General features: G+C 66.9%; 6 protein-coding genes and 1 pseudogene. 1 reads left to right on the top strand and 6 read right to left on the bottom strand.

The features are described from left to right. The 6 genes from A5663_RS11305 to A5663_RS11280 all read right to left on the bottom strand — a co-directional run. Positions 1-656: Nramp family divalent metal transporter (locus A5663_RS11305; protein WP_197503371.1), on the bottom strand; the 656-nt coding region annotated here is incomplete at its 3' end. 87 nt (positions 657-743) lie between these two features. Continuing rightward, entirely contained in the window at positions 744-1,010 is a 267-nt protein-coding gene (locus A5663_RS11300) for a hypothetical protein (protein ID WP_068148246.1), read from the bottom strand. A gap of 21 nt (positions 1,011-1,031) precedes the next feature. Further along, complete coding sequence (locus tag A5663_RS11295) at positions 1,032-2,120, bottom strand: diacylglycerol kinase (RefSeq protein WP_068148244.1); 1,089 nt, start codon at positions 2,118-2,120, stop codon at positions 1,032-1,034. A gap of 13 nt (positions 2,121-2,133) precedes the next feature. Beyond that, positions 2,134-2,925: an SDR family oxidoreductase gene (locus tag A5663_RS11290; RefSeq protein ID WP_068148240.1), complete on the bottom strand. Its 792-nt coding sequence runs from the start codon at positions 2,923-2,925 to the stop codon at positions 2,134-2,136. A 259-nt stretch (positions 2,926-3,184) separates the two neighbouring features. Beyond that, complete coding sequence (locus tag A5663_RS11285; RefSeq protein WP_068148238.1) at positions 3,185-4,156, bottom strand: Ku protein; 972 nt, start codon at positions 4,154-4,156, stop codon at positions 3,185-3,187. Next, a complete protein-coding gene (locus tag A5663_RS11280; protein ID WP_068148235.1) occupies positions 4,156-5,085 on the bottom strand; it encodes a carbohydrate kinase in 930 nt (309 codons plus the stop codon). The genes A5663_RS11285 and A5663_RS11280 overlap by 1 nt, the downstream gene beginning before the upstream one ends. Before the next feature lie 129 nt (positions 5,086-5,214). On the opposite strand from A5663_RS11280, the pseudogene A5663_RS11275 reads away from it, so the two are divergent. Then, a pseudogene (locus tag A5663_RS11275) lies at positions 5,215-5,451 on the top strand (hypothetical protein); the annotation flags it as partial.

The raw sequence follows: 5,451 nt of genomic DNA, 5'->3' as shown, positions 1-5,451 counted from the left end.
CCGTGCCGGTCCCGCGCCAGCCCGGAGTGCAGGTACACGGCGTGCGGCATCACGGTCGCGCCCAGCATCGCCGCGGCGATCAGCACGCTCTCGGCGCCGGCGAACTTGGGGACCAGCCCGGCCGCCGCCTGCTCGACGGGCACCGGGGCGACGAACAGGCTGGCGAGAAAGCCCACCGCGATGACCGACAGCAGGCCCGTGATGACACGCTCGAACGAACTCTGGCCGCGGCGATCCTTCACCAGCAGCACGAGCAGCGAGACGACCCCGGTGATGACGCCGCCGGTCAGTAGCGGCAGGTCGAACAGGAGGTACAGCGCGATGGCGCCGCCGACTACTTCGGCGAGATCGGTTGCCATCGCGACTGATTCGGCCTGCAGCCAGTACGCCACCCGGGTGCTTCGACGCATCCGGCCGCCGACCGCTTCGGGCAGCGACATGCCGGTGACCAGACCGAGTTTCGCCGAGAGGTACTGCACGACGCAGGCCATGGCGTTGGCCGCGACGATGACCCAGACGAGCAGAAAGCCGAACTGAGCGCCGGCGCTGACGTTGGCGGCGACGTTGCCGGGGTCGACGTAGGCGATGGCGGCGACGAACGCCGGGCCGAGCAACAGCCAACTCGGCCGCAGCTTGCCCTCGATCCGCTCAGCCATCCCACCCTCTATCCGGATTTGCGAATAGAAAAGTTAGGTTAGCCGAAACCTAGCTCGATCGGCCGCGGGGGTGTGCTGATCCCGCGGTCACGGGAAGAAGTAACCGTCGCCTTCCCACATGCTGCCCCACGGACCGACGAACTCCTCTTGTGCGGGCGTCGCGTCGATCGAGGCGTTCCCGGGCGTCACGCATTCCGTGGTCGAGCCGTCGAGGGCTACCGCGCCGCCGGTGTCCACGCATTGCGGCAGTGTCGGATTCGCCGCTTCGGCGCCCGCCAACGGAGCCACGGCGAGCGCCGCTGCAACACCGCCGGCGGCGATCATCGGTGCGAGATATCGAAATGTGGTCCGCATAAACACATCCTCGAGTCTGAGCTATCCCTGAGCTTGGCGCACAGCGTACAGCCCCTTACCCGTGATCAGCGGCAAGTCGAGCGTCGTGCAGATGCCCGGCGCGGCCGCCACGACCGCCGGAATTGCGTTCACCACCCGGGCCGCGGTCGCGACCAGCCCCGCATGGTTGTGGTCACCGTTGGGGCTGCTCAGGCACAGGTCGACCGTGTACGACGGCTCGCCGGTGATCTCGATGCGGTAGGAACCGCCCTCCTGGGCGGGTTGCGGCCAGTCCGGATGCAAGTCGTCGCGCAGCCGCGTGACGTGTTCAAGCACGACGGCGACCTCGCCGTCCTTGATGCCTTGGACCTCGAAGCGCAGAGCCGCCGCAGTGCCCTTGGCGATGTGGCCCGCTGCGATGTCGAAGTCGTCGGGCGCGGGTTCGCGCACGTAGGTCTCGGCCACCTTGTCGAGTTCGATACCGAGGCCGGCCGCGAGCTGACGCACGACCGAACCCCAGGCGAGGCTCAGTACGCCGGGTTGCAGCAGCATCGGGATGTCATCGAGCGGCTTGCCGAAGCCCATCACGTCGAACATGACCGTGGCGCTGTCGTAGGTGTCGTAGTTGATGATCTCCATGCAGCGGATCTGCTCGACGCGCTGACAGGTGCCCGCCAGTGCGAGCGGCAGCAGGTCGTTGGCGAAGCCGGGGTCGATGCCGTTCACGAACACGCTCGACTGGCCGGCCTGCGTGGCCTCTTCGATCGGCTTGACGAGTTCGTCGGGCAGCACCTGCCAGGGGTACTGCAGGAAGACCGCGCTGCTGCCGACGACGTTGACTCCTGCGGAGAGAATGCGGCGGTAATCCTCCAGGGCGTCGGGCAGCCGGTTGTCGGCCATCGCGGTGTAGACGGCGCACTGCGGGCCGGTGGCCAGCACCGCGTCGAGGTCGGTGGTGGCGGTGATGCCCGTCGGAACATCAAGGCCCGCAAGTTCTCCCGCGTCCTTACCCGCTTTGGACTCCGACGAGACCCACACTGCGGTCAGCTCGTATTGCGGATCGGTGATGAGCTGGGTCAGCGCATGGCGGCCGACGTTGCCGGTGCCGATGGCCGCGACTTTGATTGGCATGAGGCGTCCTCTTCTACAGATCCGGGATGGGCATGTCGAGATTGGGCACCGTCAAGCCGCCGTCGACCTCCAGCGTCTTGCCGGTCAGATAGCTGCCGGCGGGCGAGGCGAGATACACCGCGGCGGCGGCGATGTCGACGGGATCGCCGAGCCGGCGCATCGGCGTCGCTTGCTCCATCGGTTCGCGCAGTTCGTCGTTGGAGGCGACGATGTCGAGCGCCGACGTCAGGATCGACCCGGGCGCGATCGCGTTGACGCGGATACGCGGGCACAGGTCGAGCGCCGCCAGCCGCGTGTAATGGGCGAGCGCGGCTTTCGCGGTGCCGTAGGCGGCGAAACCGCGGCCGGCCAATCGGCCCATCGTCGAGGTGATGTTGATGATGCTGCCGCCGCCGGAGTGCTCGAGCATCAGCGGCACCGCCGCCGAAGTGAGCGCGTGCGCGGTGGAGACGTTGAAGGTGAAGGCGTCGCGCAGGTCCTTGGTGGAGGTGCCGAGCAACGCGTTCGGCATGGTGCCACCGACGTTGTTGACGACGATGTCTAGTTTCCCGAACGCGTCGATCGCGGCGGCCGCCAGTTTGGCGGTGTCCTCCGGGTGCGCGAGGTCGGCCGCCACGACGTGGGCTCTGCGGCCGACGCCCTTGATCTGCTCGGCGACCTCGTCAAGCTGTGACTGGGTGCGCGACGCGATCACCACGTCCGCACCGGCTTCCGCGAATGCGACTGCCATTGCAGCGCCTAGGCCGCGACCCGCGCCCGTGACGATCGCGACCTGATCGTCGAGTCGAAATCTGTCCAGAATCACGTTTCGAATCCTTCCCTCGCCGGGCGAACCGTAACAGGGCTACGCCCGCTTGCGCGGGGGTTTCTGAAACACGTTCTAATTCGGTCCCGGCGCCCAGTCACAGTCGGTCCGCGGCCGCCGGTCACAGGGGTCCGGGGCCCCCGTCACGGGGGTCCCACCGGCACACCTTTTGCAGCGGAAGTGCGAGTAGTTCGCACCAAAGCGTTGATCGGTGGGACCCGGCGGGCCCGTGGTATTGCCGTGACCCCGAACGCGGGGCCTACTTCTTGGCGGCAGCCTTCTTGGCCGGCGATTTCTTGGCGGCCTTCTTGGCGGGAGTCTTCTTGGCCGCGCTCTTGGCGGGCGCCTTCTTCGCAGCGCTCTTGGCGGCAGCCTTCTTCGCGGGAGCCTTCTTCGCCGGCTTGTCGTCGTCACCGGAAGCGCTTGAGCCGCTGCGGCCTTCGCGGCGCGCCCGCACGCTGGCCTCGAGCTTGGCCAGCAGATCGGAGACGTCCTCGGTCTCGTCGAGTTCCTGCGGCTGGTCCTCAGTCGTGAAGGCTTCGCCGCCTTCGAGTTTCGCCTGGATCAGCTCGTGCAGCTGCTCCTGGTACTCGTCGTGGTAGCGGTCGGGATTGAAGTCGTCGGTCATGGAGTCGACGACCTGGGTGGCCATCTTCAACTCGGCCGGCTTGATGTCGACTTCCTTGTCCAGCACCGGGAAATCGGGGTCGCGGATCTCGTCGGGCCACAACAACGTCTGGATAACCATGACGTCGCGCTTGCTGAAGTCCTGCACGCGGAGCGCCGCGAGCCGGGTCTTGTTGCGGAGCGCGAAGTTCACGATCGCGACGCGGTCGGTCTCCTTGAGCGTCTTGGTCAGCAGCACATACGACTTCGACGACTTGCCCTCCGGCTCGAGGAAATAGCTGCGGTCATACATCATCGGGTCGATGTCGCCGGCCGGCACGAACTCCAGCACTTCGATCTCGCGGCTGCGTTCCTCCGGCAGCGTGGCGATGTCCTCGTCGGTGATGATCACCGTCTGACCGTCGTCGGATTCATACGCCCTGGCGATGTCGCGGTACTCGACTTCCTCGCCGTCGATCTCGCACACGCGCTTGTACCGGATGCGCCCGTTGTCCTTCGCGTGCACCTGATGGAACTTGACGTCGTGGTCCTGCTGCGCGCTGTAGACCTTGACCGGGACGTTCACCAGGCCGAAGGCGATCGAACCCTTCCATATGGAACGCATCAATCCAGTATGGCTGATCTGAGCGCCGCATCGCGGCTGCCGCGATCGGGAAGGTCCGCGCCGGCCCGGGAAACCGTCAGTGCCGACGACACCGCGGCGGTCCGCAGCACGGTCGTCAACGCGTCGGTGCCGATGCGGGCCAGGTCACGGCGTCGCTCGGCACCCAGCAGGCCCAGCGTCCACAGCGCGTCGATCATCCCCGCCATGAACGCGTCACCGGCACCCAGCGTGTCGACGACGTCGACCTCTAGTGCCGGCACGTGCACGATGCCGTCCGCGCACAGCCCGAAGGCTCCGCGAGCACCCCTCGTCACCGCGACGACAGACGTGCCGAGTGCCAGCCATGCCTGTGCGAGTTGCTCGGGCGACCGGTCGGGGTCGATCCAGCGCAGATCTTCGTCGCTGGCCTTGACGACATCGCATCGCTCGACGAGCCGGTCGATCCGGGCCCGCGCGGCATCCGGATCCTCGATGAGTGTCGGGCGCACATTCGGGTCGAATGTCACGGTCGCCGACGGGTGGTAGGTGTCGACCAGCGCGGCGGTGGCCCGGCACCCGGGCTCGAGCACCGACGCGATCGACCCGGTGTGCACGACGAGCGGCGGACCTACTTCCGGCGTCCCGGTCAGCTGCCAGTCGATGTCGAACACGTACTCTGCTGATCCGTCCTCGTCGAGCGCGGCCATCGCAGTCGGAGTACGTTGCGCCCGAGCGCTCCCGGTAACCAGTTGCACCCCAACCTGTTCGAGGTGGTCGACGATGCGTCGGCCATGCTCGTCGGTGCCGATGTGGGTGAGAAAGTCGACGTCGCGGCCCAGTCGGGCCAGTCCGACCGCGACGTTGAGTGGGCTGCCGCCGACGTGCTCGCTGACGACGTGGCCGCGCTCGACGATGTCGATCAGCGCCTCGCCGATCACCAGGGCCCTCATGCGTCTGAGGGTAGCTTGGCCAGCTGAACACGTTGCGGGACAACACTTTAAGTTCCGGCGGCGGCATTCTCAGAGAATCCTTCGAGAATGCGTTCCGAACTTGTCGGAGGTCGCACGTATGTTCGAATTATGAGTGCGGGAGCGGTGCAGGCAGCGGTTGCCGCGCTTCGCGCCGCCTATGACGAGCTGGCTGCGTTGTCTGTCGACTCGCTGACCGCGTCTGAGCTGGTTGGTGTGCTTGACGAGCTTGAGACTGTGTCGTGCCGGTTGCCGGCGCAGAGTCATCGCCTGTTGGCGCGTTTGCAGGCCGAGACCACGAGCGCGGCGATGGGCGCCAAGTCGTGGCGCGACGTGCTGGCGATCCGG

This window comes from Mycobacterium sp. E740 (assembly GCF_001672895.1).
In the GTDB taxonomy this organism is placed as follows: domain Bacteria; phylum Actinomycetota; class Actinomycetes; order Mycobacteriales; family Mycobacteriaceae; genus Mycobacterium.
This window is presented reverse-complemented; position numbering and strand designations above follow the sequence as displayed.

Excerpts from the sequence above, each read along its gene's own strand:
- A5663_RS11295 (WP_068148244.1), bottom strand. The coding sequence starts at position 2,120 with ATGCCAATCAAAGTCGCGGCCATCGGCACCGGCAACGTCGGCCGCCAT.
- A5663_RS11280 (WP_068148235.1), bottom strand. The coding sequence starts at position 5,085 with ATGAGGGCCCTGGTGATCGGCGAGGCGCTGATCGACATCGTCGAGCGC.
- A5663_RS11285 (WP_068148238.1), bottom strand. The coding sequence starts at position 4,156 with ATGCGTTCCATATGGAAGGGTTCGATCGCCTTCGGCCTGGTGAACGTC.
- A5663_RS11300 (WP_068148246.1), bottom strand. The coding sequence starts at position 1,010 with ATGCGGACCACATTTCGATATCTCGCACCGATGATCGCCGCCGGCGGT.